This window comes from Enterobacter cloacae complex sp. IR5401 (assembly GCF_049238425.1).
Lineage (GTDB): Bacteria > Pseudomonadota > Gammaproteobacteria > Enterobacterales > Enterobacteriaceae > Enterobacter > Enterobacter hormaechei_C.
Map to the genome: position 1 here is coordinate 89,547 of NZ_JBMKHN010000002.1, position 17,115 is coordinate 106,661.

Consider the following 17,115-nt stretch of genomic DNA (forward strand, 5'->3'; position numbering starts at 1 on the left):
TCTGAGAATGCGCAAAGTTATATGAGCACAACCCCTGTACAACGTGAATATTTCCTCGACTCGATCCGCGCATGGCTCATGCTATTGGGGATCCCTTTTCATATTTCACTGATCTATTCCAGCCACACCTGGCACGTGAACAGCCAGATGCCCTCCTGGTGGCTGACGCTGTTTAATGATTTTATCCATGCCTTCCGCATGCAGGTGTTTTTTGTTATTTCCGGTTATTTCTCTTACATGCTCTTCTTGCGCTATCCCCTCAAGCGATGGTGGAAAGTGCGCGTGGAGCGCGTGGGCATACCGATGTTGACGGCCATTCCGCTGCTGACGCTGCCGCAGTTCATCATGTTGCAGCATGTTAAAGGCAAGGCGGAAAACTGGCCGAATCTCTCCTTCTATGAGAAATACAACACCCTGGTCTGGGAGCTTATTTCCCACCTCTGGTTCCTGCTGGTACTGGTGGTGCTAACCACGGTGAGTTTGCTGATCTTCAGCCAGCTGCGTCAGCGCGCGAGCACCACATCCTCGACCTTCTTCGCCAACATCACCCTGGGCAAGCTGTCGCTGCTGTTTCTTGCGCTGGGGGTCGCGTATGCCGCCATCAGGCGTACCCTGCTCATTGTCTACCCTCCCATTCTGAGCGATGGGCTGTTTAATTTCGTGGTGATGCAGACCCTGTTCTACATTCCCTTCTTCCTGATTGGGGCGCTGGCATTTATTCATCCCCGGCTTAAAGCGCTGTTTACCACCCCCTCCCCCTGGTGTGCGGTGGGTGCTGCGCTGGCCTTTGCCGCCTATCTTCTCAATCAGCGCTATGGCAGCGGGGACGCGTGGATGTATGAAACAGAGAGCGTTATAACGATGCTGATGGGCCTGTGGATGGTGAACGTGGTGTTCGCCCTTGGCCATCGTCTGCTGAATTTTAAATCCAGTCGCGTCACCTATTTCGTTAATGCTTCGCTGTTTATCTACCTGGTTCACCATCCGCTGACGCTGTTTTTCGGGGCGTACATTACGCCGCATATCGCCTCGAATGCGCTGGGCTTCTTCACCGGCCTGGTCTTTGTGGTTGGCATTGCCATCGTGTTGTATGAAATCCACATGCGGATCCCGCTTTTGCGTTTCCTGTTCTCAGGCAAACCTCAGGTTAAAGCGGGATAACAAAACGGCGCCTCCAGGGCGCCGTTTTTGCACTTCAGACATCAAAATGCCTGGCTGCGCGCGGTCAAAATCCGCTGATACAGGTCGGCGGTGTGCTCATCGAAACAGACAAAAATGACTTTTTCCGGCATGGGTTTGAGGGAAAGGTAGTGATAAACGGTATTCACGGCGATCGTAGCTGCCGCTTCCTTTGGATAGCCGAACACCCCGGTGCTAATGGCGGGGAACGCCATGATCTTATACCCGTTATCCGCCGCAAGCCGCAGGCAGTTACGATACGCCTGCTCCAGAATCTCAGCCTCATGGCGGTCGCCACCGTGCCAGACGGGTCCAACGGTATGGATCACCGCTTTGGCCGGGAGATCGCCCGCAAGCGTAATAACAGCATGCCCCGGCGGGCACTCTCCCTGCTGCTGACGCACGGTTTTGCATGCTTCAAGGAGTTGAGGGCCTGCGGCCCGGTGAATGGCACCGTCCACCCCGCCACCACCCATCAGGGAGGAATTGGCTGCGTTGACGATCACGTCAACGCGCACCGTCGTGATATCGCCATGAATAACGTCGATTTGCGGTCTCATAAACACCCTCTGCAACCCGCCTTTTTCACCAGTGTATCGCAGAGGGAGAAGGAGAAAAACTGCCGCGAAAAAAACGTCGGTTAGCGGTAATCCACCTGAACGACCGCAAGCGTTTTCTGTTCATTCAGGTATTTCATGCTGACAGCGGCCAGAGCTGAATGAGGATGATGGCCCCGGAGCGCCTCGTCATAACTGATGGTATGCGTTTTCATACGGTTATTTTCCGGACAGGAGATCGCAAACTGCTGATGCCGGGGCGTGACTTCGCACGGGTCAGCGACCACCGCGCCACGAAAATGAATCACCCCACCATTTTCTATAGTTGCTGAATAAGCCGGAGAAAAAAAAGAGGACAGGATCAGTCCCAGACCAGAAATAATACACGCTGCGGATTTGAACATTATTTGTACTCCTCAATGAAATTCGTCCTTGAGGGGTAAAAACGCTCCGTTATGACGTATCAATTTAAGCAACCCGATGACTGGGTTCTTGATATCAGCATAGCTTACCTGTGCAGCGCCGCCACTTTATTAAATCATTGATTTCATGAATTATTAAAGCGCACTTACCGGTGCGTTCCACTGCTGTGATAAATGAAGCGATTTTCCATCGGAAACGGTGACGATTATTTTTACCGCATCCCCTGAGCGAATATTTAAACTGATTCGCGTTAAATCAATCGGCTGATTAGCGGGTATAAAAAGAGTATTTTTCTGCCGCGATGTACTTTGTCCCCCCTGCCCCTGTCGGACAGATAACACCTCAACCTGACATTCGCAAGCGTCTGCCAGCGTGACCTGAGGAATAATGGTTGTCATATTTGCCTGCTGTGAGGTGCTGAACGTTATCTGGCTGGCAAGCGCGGCAAGGAGAATGAAGGTGCTCATGAGATCCTCCCGAAAAAAAACAGGGCGCATGCCCTGTTTTTTGGTACAGAAATGAATCAGTACTGGTGTGCGGTCGCGTTGTTGCCAAAGCCAACCTGGTGCACAGTCACCGTTGAGCCGGACGCTGTCTGGTCTACCGCCGCGCCGTTGCCGCCGCCGAACTGTTTCACGTTGATAACAGAGTCTTTGCTATTCCACTGGTCGATGGTGGCGCTGTTACCAAAGCCTTTTTGCAGCAGATCGATAGAACTGTCATCAGAGCCCTGGCCAACATCTGCGCCGTTACCACCACCATGCTGGGTAATGGTCAATTCAGAATCTCGGGCGTCCGTCTGCAAAGCAAGCGCGGAGTTACCGCCGCCGTACTGGTAAATGCTCAGGGTTGAGTCAGGGCCGTTATTGCCGCCACCCCAGCCACCACCGTGGCCGCCGCCAAATTGTGGTACCGCACCTGCGAAAGCACTGCCAGAAACTACGATTGCTGCAATAACTGCCACTTTGAAAAGTTTCATGGTAAACCCCCATCGGATTGATTAAGGCGTCACACATCGCTAGCGTTGAATAACGCGAATAGCCATTTGCGACTGTCTCTGTACTACAACTGCTGTTTTCTGCGTACCATACTGCGTTATATTCGCCCTGTTACCCGAGCCTTTCTGGATAATCATGGCGGTGTTGCCAAAAGCGCCCTGCTTAATACTCGCATCGTTGCCGTTGCCGGTCTGATCGATATAAGCAAGGTTATACGTCCCTGACTGATCAACATTCGCGCGGTTATTCCCGCCCTCCTGAGAAATAACGGACAGCAATTTAGAACCGCCCTGGCGTACATCAGAATTATTTCCTGAACCCTGTTGACCAATAATGGCTGCCTGATTGTATGAAGCTTTACTTAATTCATTTATCGCAAAATTATATTCAGAACTGGCTAAATCTGAATCACCTGCGATTACAAACCCAGGCGCACCCAGTAATGTAAACATCATAAACAACGTTTTGTTTTTCATGCTGTCACCCTGGACCTGGCTATAAAAAAGTATTTCTTGCTCCGTTAACGCGATTCGTTTTGTTAACGCCGCGTTACGGAAAAGAGTATGTCTGCCGAAACATGTTTAATATCTCACCCGTGCGCCTTATTTTTATATTCTCCTTCACCTCAAAGTCGTAAATCTCGCCTGAAACGACGGGATACACGCCTAAAGCAGAAACCAAAAATGTCTTCCTGCGCTTGTACAACAGCGAGACAGACTGTCCAACCTGCACCGGCTTCTTCAGACAAAAAAGACAATGCCCTTTGCCACGCGCGTGACACGAAGCAAGTTTTCTTAAGAAAAAATTCTGGCTTAGGGAAGTCTTATGTTTTTAGCAGAGATCATACTTTTTACCGGCTGGCTTAGAATAATACAAAGCCAAATAATTCAACCCGTTATAATATACTTTATGGTTTTTAAAATCTGTGCACGTTTATACACATGTACAACTTTCCCCTTATCTTAAAATCTATTAGCCCTGAAATATACACAAATTAATATCGAATTTTACATTCCGTTACACGATTAACACTTGCTTTAAAGTTTGCAATAGCTAGATTGAAAACAGCAGTACGTTATTTGTTTTTAATTTTACCGCCTCCTTTGGAGGAAGGTTTTTTAACTACACACAGCAGTGCCACACCTGTCAGTACCTCTGGTGCCCTTTTCAATAATACGAGGGCAACTGCCGGGTGTCATAAATAACGTGGGGTTTCATCATGTTTAATGAAGTCCATAGCTTACCCGGTCATACATTATTGTTGATCACAAAACCTTCCTTACAAGCGACAGCGTTATTGCAGCATTTAAAGCAATGCCTGTCTCTTAACGGGAAACTGCATAATATTCAACGTTCTTTTGATGATATCGCTTCTGGCAGCATCATTCTTCTCGATATGATGGAAGCGGATAAAAAACTCATTCATTACTGGCAAGATAATTTAAGCAGGAAAAACAATAATATCCGCGTATTGTTATTAAATACGCCTGATGAGTATCCTTTCCGCGAAATTGAGAGCTGGCCGCATATTAACGGCGTGTTTTACGTCACTGAAGAAGAAAACCGTGTCGTGGAGGGTTTGCAGGGCATATTGCGGGGGGAGTGTTATTTCTCGCAGAAACTGGCCAGCTACCTCATTACCCACTCCGGAAATTATCGCTATAACAGTTCGGAATCAGCCCTTCTGACGCACCGTGAGAAAGAGATCCTGAACAAACTGCGTATTGGTGCTTCAAATATTGAAATCGCCCGTTCGTTATTTATCAGCGAAAATACGGTTAAGACGCATCTTTATAATCTTTTCAAAAAGATAGCTGTTAAAAATCGCACGCAGGCGGTGTCGTGGGCAAACGATAACCTCAGGCGTTAATAGCATGAAACGCACCTTAAGTTGGATTGCCGCCGCAGGCATTATGCTTGCTGCCGGAAACCTTCAGGCTGTTGAGGTAGAAGTTCCCGGACTGTTAACCGACCACACCGTCACCTCTGTCGGACACGATTTTTATCGTGCCTTCAGCGATAAGTGGGAAAGCGATTATCCGGGTAACTTAACCATCAACGAACGGCCCAGTGCGCGGTGGGGAAGCTGGATCACAATAACCGCTAATCAGGACGTTATTTACCAGACTTTTTTATTCCCAACGAAAAGAGACTTCGATCAGAACGTCGCTTTCGCGCTGGCACAAACAGAAGAAGCTATTAACCGCCTACAGTTAGACAAAGCCCTTTTGAGCACAGGCGATTTAGCAAAAGATGAGTTCTAACAACGATACCAATTTCGGAGGCTGTAATGCGTCTCGCACACACAGTGATTTCGTTAATGCTCATTGCGCCGTTGAGCTGGGCCGGAAATATGACATTCCAGTTCCGCAACCCTAATTTTGGCGGCAACCCGAATAACGGAGCCTTTATGCTTAACCAGGCTCAGGCTCAAAACTCCTATAAAGACCCCAGCTATGACGATGATTTCGGTATCGAGACCCCGTCAGCCCTGGATAATTTTACTCAGGCCATCCAGTCGCAAATATTAGGTGGCTTATTAACTAACATTAATACCGGAAAACCCGGCCGGATGGTCACCAACGACTTTATCGTCGATATTGCCAATAAAGACGGGCAGCTTCAGTTAAATGTGACAGACCGAAAAACCGGTAAAACGTCGACAATCCAGGTTTCCGGTTTGCAGACCAGTTCAACTGATTTCTAAACAACCCCGAAATAAGGACAATTATTATGCAGCGCTTTTTTATTTTAGTTGCAGTGTGCTTATTAAGCGGTTGTTTAACTGCCCCGCCAAAAGAAGCCGCTAAACCCACCCTGATGCCTCGTGCCCAGAGCTATCGGGATCTGACGCATCTGCCGGTCCCAACCGGAAAGATATTCGTCTCGGTGTATAACATTCAGGATGAGACGGGTCAGTTCAAACCGTATCCGGCCAGTAACTTCTCGACAGCCGTACCGCAGAGCGCCACCGCGATGCTGGTTACCGCCCTGAAAGATTCTCGCTGGTTTATCCCGCTGGAACGTCAGGGGCTGCAAAACCTGCTTAACGAACGAAAAATCATTCGTGCCGCGCAGGAGAATGGTACCGTTGGCGTCAATAACCGCATGCCGCTACAGTCTCTCACCGCAGCCAATATCATGGTGGAAGGCTCGATTATCGGCTACGAAAGTAACGTGAAATCGGGTGGCGCGGGTGCGCGTTACTTTGGCATCGGGGCCGACACGCAGTATCAGCTGGACCAGATTGCCGTCAACCTGCGCGTGGTTAACGTGAGCACGGGTGAGATATTATCCTCGGTGACCACCAGCAAAACGATTCTCTCTTATGAAGTGCAGGCCGGGGTATTCCGCTTTATCGATTACCAGCGTCTGCTGGAGGGTGAAATTGGCTATACCTCTAACGAGCCAGTCATGCTGTGTCTGATGTCGGCCATCGAAACCGGCGTGATTTTCCTCATTAATGACGGTATCGATCGCGGCTTGTGGGATCTTCAGAATAAAAGTGACGTGAGTAATGCGGTGCTGGTGAAATATCGTGAGATGTCGGTGCCGCCAGAGTCATAATCGGCGGCGCTTAAAAAAGGCGAGATTTCCGTCTCGCCTTTTTTTATTTACTTACCGCAGGAACGCTCTGGCTCTTCTCGCGTCGGGCCGCAAGCCAGAGGCCGCTGTTCTTCATTGCGTAGCCAAACAGTAACCCCAGCATGAGCGAAGGGACCACCAGCTTCCAGTCCCCCTGCCCTGCAAAGGTCGCGCAGGCACCCATGAATGTGCCGGGCACAAAGGACAACAGCAGATGTTTTGCCTGAACGCACATCAGGAAGGCCACAATGCCGGTCATGGCGTACCCCAGGATTTCCACATGCGGCGCCAGCGCGCTGCCTTTCATAATGACCAGCGCCCAGACCACGCCACTCAGTAACGTGCAGCCTGAAATAAAGAGCCCCTTGAGACCACCCTGCGGGCAGGCGAAATAGGCCGTGCAGCCAAGAAAACCAGCCCAGCTCAACAAGCCGAGAGAGACAGCCACCCAACCCCAGAGGCCGGAGAGGATGCCAGTCGTGATTGCAATACAAAGTAATATGTTCATGGTGCGCATCTTAGCAGATGCGCACCATATAAATGAGATCAGAAGCACATTACGTGCAAGTTGAAATGTATCGTTGCAGGATTTTTGTGATTCAAGTCACTCTTCATTCTCTTCTTCCAGCTCGTCCCACATAGCAGCGATAGCGTCACGCGTCAGCGGAGCCAGCGTTCTCCAGAACGGCGAGGTGGCGTGGGCTTCCACTTTACCCAGGAAGGTGCCAACCCACGGTAGCAGATACGTTTCGAACAGGGTTTCAATCGCCTCGTTCTCATCATCACCTGCATTATCTTCAATCCAGGAGGCCGCCAGCAGCAGGGTACCGATATGATCGGCAGGCATATCCGTCAGCGGCATGCCGCGTTCTGAAAGAAACGCCCGAACTTCCGCTTCGGTCGCACCTTCCTGCCAGGCAGAACGATACGGCGACACGCGACACTCTTCCCCCACAAACAGCGCGTTGTAATCCGTTGAAATCTGCTGCATATCGCAGCTTTTTTGCAAGCGTTCCAGCAATTCATCCTGTTCCAGCGGCCAGCTCTGCGCCAGTTTACCTTCACGAATCAGGGTAAACAGCGGAACCAGCAGCGGATCCTGCGGCTGGCGGTAATATAAGGTGCCCAGCACGCGGCAAAGGATGGAAAACTCATTCATGTTTTTATTCCGTTATTAATTAAAGATCGGCAAATTCATCAATCGGCGCCATGCCGCGCGACTCAAGGAAGTCGAGCATACGACGCGGCGTGACGTTCAGGATCTGTTCTTCCGGGAAATTCACGTCCCGCAATATTTTCAGGCACTCGCTGAAATCCCCCAGCGTGAAGGCCGTGTGTGAATCAGAGCCCAGCGCCACCATGCCGCCCGCGTCACGCACGGCCGCCGCCACTTCGCGGCAGTTGGCTTCACTGCCCTTACGCGAGTGAACAAAGGAGGAGTTGTTAATCTCCAGCGCCACGCGGTGCTTCGCTGCCGCCTGCGCCACGGCCTGAATATCAATCGGGTATTTCGGATTTCCCGGGTGGCTGATAATGTGCACGTTGCCGCTGGCAATAGTGGCAATCATCGCTGCGGTGTTGGTCTCTTTATCCTGGGGCGCAAAGACCGGCTCATGGAAGCCAGCGAGGATCAGATCTAAAGAGGTCAGCATCGGGCCGGTGCAGTCAATTTCACCGTCGGTATTTTTGATGTTCGCTTCGATGCCGCGCAGTATCCCAATACCGTCCACCAGGCGTGGCCAGATACGCATATTCACAAAATGCCAGTAGTGCGGCGCATCCGCCATATCCGGACCGTGATCGGTTATCGCAAACAGTTTGATGCCTTTCAGCTTCGCCTGAGCGATATAATCATGGAGGTTACTGTAAGCGTGGGTACTGGCGACGGTGTGCATATGCAGGTCAACGGGATACATCTTTCTCTCCTCTGCGGTTTTTCCAAAGGATAGCAGTTATCAGCGGCGAATATTAGCAAAAACCCGGCGAACGCCGGGTTTCTCTCAGTAGCCTCGCTGTCTGTCGACCTGTCCGGACACCGCGTTGCCCTTCTCTATTTCGCTGATGGTATGCGAGATGTACGCCACGGCCTCCGCCGGTCGCGTCACGGCCGCAATATGGGGCGTCATCGCCACGCGCGGATGTGCCCAGAGCGGGCTGTCTTTTGGCAGCGGTTCGCGGCTATACACATCCAGCATTGCGCCTTTCAGTTTACCGCTATCCAGCGCTTTCAGCAGATCGTCTTCCACAACGTGTACCCCGCGCGCCAGGTTCATTAAGTAGCTGTCTTCTGCCAACTGGTTGAGGAGCGTGCCATTGATAATGCCGACCGTTTCCGCCGTATTCGGCAGCAGGTTAATGAGGACGCGAGTCCCTTTCAGGAACGCCGGGAGTTCGTCCGTTCCGGCAAAGCTCTCGACGCCCGGATACTCCTTACGGCTCCGGCTCCAGCAGCGCAGTGGGAAGCCCCACGGTGCGAGCGCTTCGGCGACTTTCGAACCCAGTACACCCGCGCCGAGGATGCCGATGGTGAAATCTTCACGCTGATAATCCGGAAGCGGTTCCCAGTGGGATTGCTGTTTAAACGCCTGATAATCGTCGAAACGGCGGAACCAGTGCAGCACCTGGCTCACGGCATATTCCTGCATCTGCTGCCCCATACCGGTATCTTCCAGACGAAACAGGGGAATATCTTCCGGCAGCATTTCAGGGTGTGCCTTCAGCTTACTGAGAATGGAATCCACCCCCGCACCAAGAGCAAATACCGCCTTCAAACGGCGTCCCTGAAGCATTTCGACCGGGGGATGCCAGACCAGCGCGTAGTCGGCATGTTCATTATCGCCCTGTTTCCATTCGCGAACGCGTGAGCCAGGCAGTGCCGCCGTAAGCGCATTAATCCAGTAAGCCGTATCAAAAGTGGGGTGATAGAAGATAATATCCATAGTCATTGCCTTTTATTGCACTGTTTTATTTTCATTTTCAACTGGCTTGCCAGCATAACAAATTTATCGCTAAACCGCGTTGCTGATAAAAGAGGCGCATTTCGCACATTTCGGAATCAGGTTGCCTGAAGTTTGTCTAAACACGCTAAATTACTGAAAAAGTGGGTTGACGGCAGTACGGCTTTTACTTACATTAGCGCCCGTCCCGACAACAACGGGATGACAATATGGTGAGGTGTCCGAGTGGCTGAAGGAGCACGCCTGGAAAGTGTGTATACGGCAACGTATCGGGGGTTCGAATCCCCCCCTCACCGCCATATTCATGATGAGAGCTCGTACGAAAGTACGGGCTTTTTTCTTTTATATTCTCGTAAGGGGGGATGAGACCCCCCGACCGGGGTTCGGCAACTGGCGACAGCCAGTTGGACAGACTGAGAGCGTAGCGAACAGGCTGCCCGAAGGGCGAGCGAAGCGAGTCAATCCCCCCCTCACTGCCATATTTGAAAAAGAGCTCGCATGAAAATGCGGGCTTTTTTTTCACATGTTGCACGCCTGTGGGGGATTCGAACTTTGCAGCCCCTGCGGTAATTGTGTCGGGTGGCGCTACGCTTACCCGACCTACAAAAAGCTAGTCTTCAACCATCTTTGCATACTCTTCGGTGAGAAAATCCACCAGCGTCCTGACCGATGGCAGCAGGCCGCGCCGGGAAGGATACACCGCATGGATCACTTCCCGTCTGGGTTCCCAGGCATTCAGCACCCGAACAAGTTCACCTGAAGCCAGCTGATCCTTCACCATCAAAATGGGCAGCTGTACCACGCCCACGCCCGCCATCGCCGCCTCCCGCAGCGCCAACATGTCGGTAGTCACCAGGCGCGGCGTGAAGTGAATTTCTGCCTTTGCGCCCTCCGGCCCGTTCAATTCCCACTTATGCAGGTGCTTGCCCGCCCCCATACTTAACCCCGGCCACTCGCTGAGTTCAGAGGGCATCGCCGGGTTGCCCATCCGTTCAATCAGTGCCGGCCCGGCAACCAGACAGTGTCCCCTGTCCGCCAGCACCCTTAATACCAGATCGCTGTCATCAAACGGGCGCGGACGAACGCGGATCGCCACATCCACCCCCTCCGCCACCAGATCGACCCGGCGGTTGGTGGCTTCGAGCTGAAGGTTGATCCCCGGATAGCGCGCCATAAACCGCGCCAGCATGGGCCCCACGTGAACGTGCAGCAAGGTGACAGGACAGGTGATCCGGACCATACCACGCGGCTCAGCCTGTAAAGCAGCCACCGCCTCCTCCGCAGCTTCAGCCTCCACCAGCATAGCTTTACAGTGCTGATAGAATGTCTGCCCCACCTCCGTCACCGCAAACTGCCGCGTGGTACGTTGTATCAACCGAACACCCAGGCGTTCCTCCAGCTGCGCAATCCGACGGCTCAGTTTCGACTTAGGCTGATCGAGCGCCCGACCCGCCGCTGCAAAGCCGCCATGCTCCACCACCTTCACAAACCATACGAAATCATTGAGGTCCTGCATACGCCCCCATTGTTCCATTTAAGGAACAGTGAATGTCATTTTTGCTATCTACCGGGATATTAACCCTGAATATAAGCTAATTCCATCAACAGGACATCAGGAGTTAATCATGAAAAACGTAACAGGCGTGTATACCGCACCTCGTCCGCACTGGGTCGGTGACGGTTTTCCGGTTCGTTCGATGTTTTCTTACCAGACGCATGGCGAGCCCCTGAGCCCGTTCCTGCTGCTGGACTACGCCGGACCGCATACCTTCCCGGCGGATGGCGCGAAACGCGGCGTGGGCGAGCATCCTCATCGCGGTTTTGAAACGGTGACCATCGTCTACTCAGGCGAAGTGGAGCACCGTAATTCAACCGGCAGAGGCGGCGTTATTGGTCCAGGTGACGTGCAGTGGATGACGGCGGGCGCAGGCATTTTGCACGAGGAGTGCCACTCCAGCGCGTTTTCGCAGAAAGGCGGTGAACTGAAAATGATGCAGCTGTGGGTCAACCTGCCCGCCAAAGACAAAATGGCGACGCCTGGCTACCAGAGCATCACTCAGGCGGATATCCCGGTGGTCACCCTGCCGGATAACAGCGGAACATTGCGCGTGATTGCTGGCCGCTTTGGAGAGGTAACCGGCCCGGCGCATGCCTTCTCACCGCTGAACGTGTGGGATCTCGCGCTGCATCAGGGTAGCCACCTGACGCTTAATCAGCCCGAAGGCTGGAGCACGGCGCTGGTTGTCGTTGAAGGCAGCGTGACGGTGAACGGCACCACGCCTGCCGGTGAGGCGCAACTGGTCGTGCTGAGCCAGAGCGGTGACAAACTGCATCTCGAAGCCAGCAGCGATGCCAAAGTGCTGCTGATGGCCGGGGAGCCGCTGAATGAACCCATCGTGGGCTATGGCCCGTTTGTGATGAACAGTAAAACCGAAATCGCCGAGGCTATTCGCGATTTCAACTCCGGCCGCTTTGGCCAAATCTAAACGTAATAAGGAGCGCATTATGTCTACCCCTGCAAACTTCAACGGTGCACGTCCCGTTATTGACGTAAACGATGCCGTTATGCTGCTTATCGATCACCAGAGCGGGCTTTTCCAGACCGTTGGAGACATGCCAATGCCTGAGCTGCGCGCCCGTGCAGCGGCGCTGGCAAAAATCGCCTCGCTGGCGAAGATCCCGGTGATCACCACGGCGTCGGTTCCACAGGGACCAAACGGCCCGCTTATCCCGGAGATCCACGCCAACGCGCCGCACGCACAATATGTCGCACGCAAGGGTGAGATCAACGCCTGGGATAACCCGGAGTTCGTGGCGGCGGTGAAAGCCACCGGGCGCAAAACGCTGATTATCGCGGGGACGATCACAAGCGTCTGCATGGCCTTCCCGTCCATCAGTGCGGTGGCGGACGGATATAAAGTATTTGCGGTGATTGATGCCTCTGGCACCTACAGCAAAATGGCGCAGGAGATCACCCTGGCGCGCGTGGTGCAGGCAGGCGTGGTGCCGATGGACACGGCAGCCGTTGCTTCCGAAATTCAGCGCACGTGGAACCGTGAAGATGCGGGTGAATGGGCTGAGGTGTACACACACATCTTCCCGGCCTATCAGCTGCTGATCGAAAGCTACAGCAAAGCGCAGGACGTGGTGAAAAATAGCGAAGTGCTCGATTCGCAGCGTTAACCCTGCGCGCTGCGACATAAGCTGATTAAGGCTTAACCGAACAAGCACGAATGCTGAAAATCTGCTTGACCGTTTTAGCGCAACTCCCTATAGTAGCGCCCCGTTGCCCCCCAAGCGGTCAGGCAGCAAAACAATATGGTGAGGTGTCCGAGTGGCTGAAGGAGCACGCCTGGAAAGTGTGTATACGGCAACGTATCGGGGGTTCGAATCCCCCCCTCACCGCCATATTTGAAGAAGAGCTCGCATGAAAATACGGGCTTTTTTTTCGCATGTTGTACGCCTTTGGGGGGAATGAGAGCCCCCGACCGGGGTTCGACAACTGGCGCAGCCAGTTGGACAGACTGAGAGCGTAGCGAACAGGCTGCCCGCAGGGCGAGCGCAGCGAGTCAATCCCCCCGGTGCTATATGCAGCTCGGTGCGGCCTGAGCCCCTCACCCTAACCCTCTCCCCTGGGAAGAGGGGATAAAATGCACAAAAAACAAAGCCCGGTTTCCCGGGCCTTGAACACAACAGCATATTCAATAATACGCTTGTAGCGTGCGCTGGCAGAGCGCCGAGCGGACGCAATCCTCTTTTGTGAAGCGTACCACCCCTATCATCTCATCTTCCTCAAAACGTGACATGGCATCGCTCAGGCCAGACTTAACGCCCGACGGCAGGTCACACTGGGTAATATCGCCATTGACGATCACCGTCACGTTCTCCCCGAGGCGCGTTAAAAACATCTTCATTTGCGCAGCGGTCACGTTCTGAGCCTCGTCAAGAATAACGACCGCATTTTCAAATGTACGTCCGCGCATATAGGCGAACGGCGCGATTTCCACCTTGCCAATCTCTGGTCGCAGGCAGTACTGCATAAAGGAAGCGCCCAACCGCTTCACCAGCACGTCATAGACGGGCCTGAAGTACGGGGCAAACTTCTCGGAAATATCGCCGGGCAGGAAGCCCAGATCTTCATCCGCTTGCAGTACCGGACGGGTAACGATGATCCTTTCCACGTCCTTATGAATCAGCGCCTCCGCCGCTTTGGCGGCGCTGATCCAGGTTTTCCCGCATCCGGCTTCCCCGGTTGCAAAGATGAGCTGTTTACTCTCGATAGCATTCAGGTAGTGCGCCTGAGCTTCATTTCGCGCCACAATTGGCGATGCATCGCGGCTGTCCCGCGCCATGCCAATGGATTCTACGCCGCTCATCTGCACAAGCGAGGTGACCGATTCTTCTTCACGCTGTTTATGACTACGTGAATCCCGTCTCAGCACACGTTTTGCTTCGCGACGAGCTTTGATCACTGCTTTCTGTCTTCCCATGGATAGCACCTTGAGTTGTTGGTATTCATCACACGCGCCAGCATCGGCACGATTATGCGCACGAACATCAGAGGGTTGGCTTCCTTGTAAGCCATTGCTTGCATTACCGGATGACGATATACAACGGCTACGCGCACCGTTATGCACGTCGGTAGAAAAAGGTTGTTGAGGTGAAGGAGAGAATTTGGTGGTGAAGAAATCGCTGCCGGAGTCTGAGCCTCCGCGCCGGGTACTGCGGTTGATGTGTTTACCTTGTCCAGTACAGGACGCAACCATTCGCGATCTCCATAGTGAGTTAACATCACTGCCGGGAACTACCGCTGTCTTCTCTTAAGTACATCAGGAATTATCATAAATGCAACATTTATTTTACCTGAATGCAACTTTTCGGACTGCCCCTACATGGAAAATCAGTCTTATATAGAAATATTACAGAAATATAACAATAAGATAGTCTGGGAAAAAAATAATGTCCCCGCGAACTGTCGCGGGGACGATTATCAGGCTTCTATGAGACCCTGAGCGAGCCAGGCGTTCGCGTCACGCGTGCCGGGCAGGGCAAAGAAATAGCCGCCGCCGATGGGCTTAATGTACTCTTCCAGCGCTTCGCCGTTGAGCCGCTTCTGCACGGTGAGGAATCCCTTCTCCAGATCGTGCTGATAGCAGACAAACAGCAGTCCCATATCAAGCTGCCCGGAGTTGGTCACCCCCAGCGAGTAGCTGTAACCCCTGCGCATCATCAGGCTGGATTGCGTCTCTTTGGTGCGAGGATTGGCGAGGCGAATATGGCTGTCCAGCGCGATGACATCCCCGTTCGGATCGCGGGCGTAGTCGGGTTCATCGTGCTCGAGCTTCATGCCGAGCGGTGCGCCGGTTTGCTTATCGCGGCCGAAGATAGTCTGCTGCTCTTTCAGCGGCGTGCGGTCCCAGAACTCCACGTGAAACTGAATGATACGCACCGCCTGATAGCTGCCGCCCACCGCCCAGGCCGGTTCGCCCTGATCCGCCGTAACCCAGACCACCTTGTTCATCAACGCGGTATTGCTGCTGTCCGGGTTGGCGGTACCGTCTTTGAAGCCCAGCAGGTTGACCGGCGTCTCTTTCCCTTTACTGCGCGCGGCGTGGTCAGAGATAAAACCTTCCCGCTTCCAGCGCACGCTCAGCAGATCCGGGGTGTGCTTGATAATATCGCGCAGGGCGTGGATCACCGTATCCTGGGTATTAGCGCAGATCTGCAACAGCAGATCGCCGTGGCACAGCGCCGCGTCGAGAGAATCATTCGGGAATCGCGTCATTTTTTGCAGCGCTTTCGGCTTCTGCTTCGCCAGACTGTAGCGATCATCAAATAGTGATTCCCCCACCGACACGGTGATGGTCAGATTATCGGGAGCGATAAACGCCCCGAGGATCCCGGAATCCATCGGCGGCAGGCGCGGATTCGGTGTTTCCGGTGCCGGACCTCCGGCGGTGAGGAAGGCAATGCGCGTGGTTAATAGCCTGAACAGACGCTCAAGGTCGGCCTTATCACTCGCCAACGAATCGAAAGCCACCAGCATCATCGAGGCCTGCTGCGGCGTCAGGATCCCCGCCTGGTGCTCACCATAAAACGGCTGCGTTTCCATACGCGCGTCCGGGGAGAGCGTGCCGGGGGCGCTTTGCGGTTTTGCCGCATGCGCCACCGGACAGCCGCCCGCCAGGGCAAACGCGCCGCCCAGCGCCCCTACCCCTTTTAACAACCGACGTCGGGAAGGTTCCGCCACGTCGTACTCGTCATGCTCGTTCATCGCTTAATCCAGACCCAGTACGCCACGCAGCAGGGAGAGATCTTCCGCCAGCGTCGTAATCGGGCCTTTCAGCGCGTTACGATCAGCATCGGTCAGCTTGTCGTAGGTTTCGAACCCGTCTTTGGTGCGGTATTTCGCCAGGATAGCGTCAACTTTCTTAAAATTGGCATCCACTTTCGCCAGCAGTTCGCCGTTCTCTTTTTGCAACTGTGGCCGCAGCAGATCGACAATTTTCTGTGCGCCGTCGACGTTTGCCTGGAAGTCCCACAGGTCGGTGTGGCTGTAACGATCTTCTTCACCGCTGATTTTGCTGGCGGCTACTTCTTCAATCAGACCCGCTGCGCCACCCACCACTTTCGACGGTGGGAATGCCAGCTCGCTGATGCGTTTTTGCAGCTCCAGCACGTCGCTGTTGAGCTGCTCGGCGTATTTCTCCATCCCCCTGGTGGAGTTATCGCCAAACAGGGCTTTTTCCAGACGGTGGAAGCCGGTGAATTTCGGATCGGCGGCCTTCTGCTCGTAGTCGTCTTCACGGGCGTCAATGCTGCCATCGAGGTCAGAGAACAGCTCGGCAATCGGCTCGATGCGCTCGTAGTGCTGACGTGTAGGCGCATACAGGGATTTCGCTTTTTCGATATCGCCCGCTTTCACCGCGTCGGTAAAGGCTTTGGTGCCTGCCACCAGGTCCGCCGTCTCTTTGGTGACGTAGGCTTTATAGGCGGTAATAGCGTCGCCGAGACTCAGCAGCGCCGTGCCTTTGGCCGCGTCCGCCGTCGCTGCGCCTTTGACGATCAGCTTACCTTTCGGGTTAGTCAGCAGGCCGCAGGTCATGTCATATTCCCCGGGCTGAAGATTTGCGGTCATCTTCTGGCTGAAGCCCGGCGCGATATTCTCGCGCTCTTCCACCACCATCACGCCTTTCAGGATCTCCCACTCCAGCGCCTTCTGGCTGTGGTTCTGAATAATAAACTGGGTTTTACCGCTGTTAACCGTGATGGTCATCGGCTCACACTGTTTATCGTTGACGGTGACTTTGACCTGCGGAATATCTGCTGCCTGAGCGGCGAAGGCAGACACGAGCAGCGCGGCGATGCCTGCGCATAACGCACTACGACGGAACTGAATGGCCATGACTCTTCCCT

At 53.5% G+C, this 17,115-nt stretch carries 20 protein-coding genes, 2 tRNA genes and 1 other RNA gene; 10 read left to right on the top strand and 13 right to left on the bottom strand.

Annotation, left to right across the window (positions count from 1 at the left end; all coding sequences use genetic code 11):
* Nucleotides 1-21 precede the first annotated feature (21 nt).
* Entirely contained in the window at nt 22-1,161 is a 1,140-nt protein-coding gene (gene mdoC, locus ACOTX1_RS03455; protein ID WP_421766818.1) for a glucans biosynthesis protein MdoC, read from the top strand.
* Between the two features lie 41 nt (nt 1,162-1,202).
* On the opposite strand, the gene ymdB is transcribed toward mdoC, so the two are convergent.
* The 5 genes from ymdB to csgB all read right to left on the bottom strand — a co-directional run bounded on the left by ymdB (nt 1,203) and on the right by csgB (nt 3,633).
* The gene (ymdB, locus tag ACOTX1_RS03460) at nt 1,203-1,739 is read right to left on the bottom strand and encodes an O-acetyl-ADP-ribose deacetylase (RefSeq protein WP_023315798.1); all 537 of its coding nucleotides are present in this window, start codon (nt 1,737-1,739) and stop codon (nt 1,203-1,205) included.
* A gap of 80 nt (nt 1,740-1,819) precedes the next feature.
* Nucleotides 1,820-2,140 carry a type 1 fimbrial protein gene (locus ACOTX1_RS03465; protein WP_003858038.1) on the bottom strand — a complete coding sequence of 107 codons (321 nt, stop codon included), beginning with the start codon at nt 2,138-2,140 and terminating at the stop codon, nt 1,820-1,822.
* A gap of 153 nt (nt 2,141-2,293) precedes the next feature.
* Nucleotides 2,294-2,626 (bottom strand): curli assembly chaperone CsgC, encoded by a 333-nt coding sequence (gene csgC, locus ACOTX1_RS03470; RefSeq protein WP_003858040.1) that lies wholly within the window; start codon nt 2,624-2,626, stop codon nt 2,294-2,296.
* 56 nt (nt 2,627-2,682) lie between these two features.
* Nucleotides 2,683-3,138, bottom strand: coding sequence for a curli major subunit CsgA (gene csgA / locus ACOTX1_RS03475; RefSeq protein WP_003858043.1), 456 nt, complete (start codon nt 3,136-3,138; stop codon nt 2,683-2,685).
* A 39-nt stretch (nt 3,139-3,177) separates the two neighbouring features.
* Nucleotides 3,178-3,633, bottom strand: a complete 456-nt coding sequence (gene csgB, locus ACOTX1_RS03480) for a curli minor subunit CsgB (protein ID WP_023315797.1) — start codon at nt 3,631-3,633, stop codon at nt 3,178-3,180.
* A gap of 743 nt (nt 3,634-4,376) precedes the next feature.
* On the opposite strand from csgB, the gene csgD reads away from it, so the two are divergent.
* From csgD to csgG, 4 genes are read left to right on the top strand one after another with little or no spacing between them, the layout of a single operon-like run.
* Entirely contained in the window at nt 4,377-5,027 is a 651-nt protein-coding gene (gene csgD / locus ACOTX1_RS03485) for a biofilm master transcriptional regulator CsgD (protein ID WP_003858049.1), read from the top strand.
* Nucleotides 5,028-5,031: 4 nt separating this feature from the next.
* Nucleotides 5,032-5,421 (top strand): curli production assembly/transport protein CsgE, encoded by a 390-nt coding sequence (csgE, locus tag ACOTX1_RS03490; protein ID WP_003858052.1) that lies wholly within the window; start codon nt 5,032-5,034, stop codon nt 5,419-5,421.
* Nucleotides 5,422-5,447: 26 nt separating this feature from the next.
* Entirely contained in the window at nt 5,448-5,864 is a 417-nt protein-coding gene (csgF, locus tag ACOTX1_RS03495; protein WP_003858054.1) for a curli production assembly/transport protein CsgF, read from the top strand.
* Between the two features lie 26 nt (nt 5,865-5,890).
* Nucleotides 5,891-6,724 carry a curli production assembly/transport protein CsgG gene (gene csgG / locus ACOTX1_RS03500; RefSeq protein WP_003858055.1) on the top strand — a complete coding sequence of 278 codons (834 nt, stop codon included), beginning with the start codon at nt 5,891-5,893 and terminating at the stop codon, nt 6,722-6,724.
* Nucleotides 6,725-6,767: 43 nt separating this feature from the next.
* On the opposite strand, the gene ACOTX1_RS03505 is transcribed toward csgG, so the two are convergent.
* From ACOTX1_RS03505 to ghrA, 4 genes are all read right to left on the bottom strand, one after another.
* Nucleotides 6,768-7,250 carry a DUF1097 domain-containing protein gene (locus ACOTX1_RS03505; RefSeq protein WP_072201885.1) on the bottom strand — a complete coding sequence of 161 codons (483 nt, stop codon included), beginning with the start codon at nt 7,248-7,250 and terminating at the stop codon, nt 6,768-6,770.
* Nucleotides 7,251-7,346: 96 nt separating this feature from the next.
* The gene (locus ACOTX1_RS03510; RefSeq protein WP_003858059.1) at nt 7,347-7,901 is read right to left on the bottom strand and encodes a TorD/DmsD family molecular chaperone; all 555 of its coding nucleotides are present in this window, start codon (nt 7,899-7,901) and stop codon (nt 7,347-7,349) included.
* A 19-nt stretch (nt 7,902-7,920) separates the two neighbouring features.
* Nucleotides 7,921-8,658, bottom strand: coding sequence for a phosphatase (locus tag ACOTX1_RS03515; protein ID WP_003858061.1), 738 nt, complete (start codon nt 8,656-8,658; stop codon nt 7,921-7,923).
* A gap of 84 nt (nt 8,659-8,742) precedes the next feature.
* Entirely contained in the window at nt 8,743-9,681 is a 939-nt protein-coding gene (ghrA, locus tag ACOTX1_RS03520; RefSeq protein WP_023315795.1) for a glyoxylate/hydroxypyruvate reductase GhrA, read from the bottom strand.
* A gap of 229 nt (nt 9,682-9,910) precedes the next feature.
* On the opposite strand from ghrA, the gene ACOTX1_RS03525 reads away from it, so the two are divergent.
* Both ACOTX1_RS03525 and ACOTX1_RS03530 read left to right on the top strand, forming a co-directional pair.
* Nucleotides 9,911-9,998: transfer RNA gene (locus ACOTX1_RS03525), tRNA-Ser, on the top strand.
* Between the two features lie 42 nt (nt 9,999-10,040).
* A non-coding RNA gene (locus ACOTX1_RS03530) (RtT sRNA) lies at nt 10,041-10,178 on the top strand.
* Between the two features lie 131 nt (nt 10,179-10,309).
* Here the strand turns inward: ACOTX1_RS03530 and ACOTX1_RS03535 are convergent.
* Nucleotides 10,310-11,215, bottom strand: a complete 906-nt coding sequence (locus ACOTX1_RS03535; protein ID WP_023324439.1) for a LysR family transcriptional regulator — start codon at nt 11,213-11,215, stop codon at nt 10,310-10,312.
* A gap of 109 nt (nt 11,216-11,324) precedes the next feature.
* On the opposite strand from ACOTX1_RS03535, the gene ACOTX1_RS03540 reads away from it, so the two are divergent.
* From ACOTX1_RS03540 to ACOTX1_RS03550, 3 genes are all read left to right on the top strand, one after another.
* Entirely contained in the window at nt 11,325-12,185 is an 861-nt protein-coding gene (locus ACOTX1_RS03540) for a pirin family protein (RefSeq protein ID WP_263521499.1), read from the top strand.
* A gap of 19 nt (nt 12,186-12,204) precedes the next feature.
* Nucleotides 12,205-12,882, top strand: a complete 678-nt coding sequence (locus ACOTX1_RS03545; RefSeq protein WP_003858068.1) for an isochorismatase family protein — start codon at nt 12,205-12,207, stop codon at nt 12,880-12,882.
* A gap of 137 nt (nt 12,883-13,019) precedes the next feature.
* Nucleotides 13,020-13,107: transfer RNA gene (locus tag ACOTX1_RS03550), tRNA-Ser, on the top strand.
* Between the two features lie 293 nt (nt 13,108-13,400).
* Here ACOTX1_RS03550 and phoH read toward each other — a convergent pair.
* The 3 genes from phoH to efeO form a co-directional block, all read right to left on the bottom strand.
* On the bottom strand, nt 13,401-14,189 hold the full coding sequence (gene phoH / locus ACOTX1_RS03555) for a phosphate starvation-inducible protein PhoH (protein WP_003858070.1): 789 nt from the start codon (nt 14,187-14,189) through the stop codon (nt 13,401-13,403).
* A gap of 500 nt (nt 14,190-14,689) precedes the next feature.
* Nucleotides 14,690-15,973, bottom strand: a complete 1,284-nt coding sequence (gene efeB, locus ACOTX1_RS03560) for an iron uptake transporter deferrochelatase/peroxidase subunit (RefSeq protein WP_023315791.1) — start codon at nt 15,971-15,973, stop codon at nt 14,690-14,692.
* Nucleotides 15,974-15,976: 3 nt separating this feature from the next.
* Nucleotides 15,977-17,104 carry an iron uptake system protein EfeO gene (gene efeO / locus ACOTX1_RS03565; RefSeq protein ID WP_003858078.1) on the bottom strand — a complete coding sequence of 376 codons (1,128 nt, stop codon included), beginning with the start codon at nt 17,102-17,104 and terminating at the stop codon, nt 15,977-15,979.
* Nucleotides 17,105-17,115: the final 11 nt, after the last annotated feature.